Origin of the sequence: Burkholderia sp. ZZQ-2, from assembly GCF_050768715.1 — a bacterium.
Taxonomy (GTDB): domain Bacteria; phylum Pseudomonadota; class Gammaproteobacteria; order Burkholderiales; family Burkholderiaceae; genus Burkholderia; species Burkholderia cepacia.
In genome coordinates this window covers 1-649 of sequence record NZ_LDVA01000034.1, presented here as the reverse complement: position 1 = coordinate 649, position 649 = coordinate 1, and the positions used below count along the sequence as shown (strand labels likewise).

The following is a 649-nucleotide window of genomic DNA, read 5'->3' as shown; positions in this document are numbered from 1 at the left end:
GGATGCGCCGAGCACCCGTCGCCCTGCACATGGACGGGCTCGAATGGCGACGCTCGAAGTGGGGACCGCGCGGCAAGGCCTACTACCGCTGGGCCGAGCAGTTCGGGGTGCGCACCGCCGATGCTCTCATCGCCGATGCGCCGGGAATCGCCGACTACTACCGGCACCAGTTCGATGTGCCCACCGAGCTCATCCGCTACGGCGCCCCCATCCTCGATCAGCTGCCCGAGCGCGGAGTCGCCGAGATGGGGCTGGAATCGGGCGGATACCACCTCGTGGTGGCCCGGTTCGAGCCGGAGAACCATGTGCTCGAGATCGTGGAGGGCTACCGCGACAGCGACGCGAAGTTGCCTCTCGTGGTGGTCGGCTCCGCACCGTACAGCGCGGGATACACCCAAGAGATCGAACGCGTGGCCGATGGTGACGAACGGATCCGGCTCGTCGGCGGCGTGTACGACCAGGAGCTGCTCGACGCGCTCTATGCGAATGCACTCACGTACGTGCACGGCCACTCCGTCGGCGGAACCAACCCGTCGCTCCTTCGCGCGATGGGTGCCGGCACCGCCGTCATCGGCTTCGACGTCCCCTTCAACCGGGAGGTGCTCGACGGCAACGGTTGGTTCTTCTCCGATGCTGCCGACGTCGCCAA

The 649-nt window shown here is 67.3% G+C and carries 1 protein-coding gene; it reads left to right on the top strand.

Annotation, left to right across the window (positions count from 1 at the left end; all coding sequences use genetic code 11):
• Nucleotides 1–29 precede the first annotated feature (29 nt).
• Nucleotides 30–649: DUF1972 domain-containing protein (locus tag ABY44_RS00880; RefSeq protein WP_431640743.1), on the top strand; the 620-nt coding region annotated here is incomplete at its 3' end.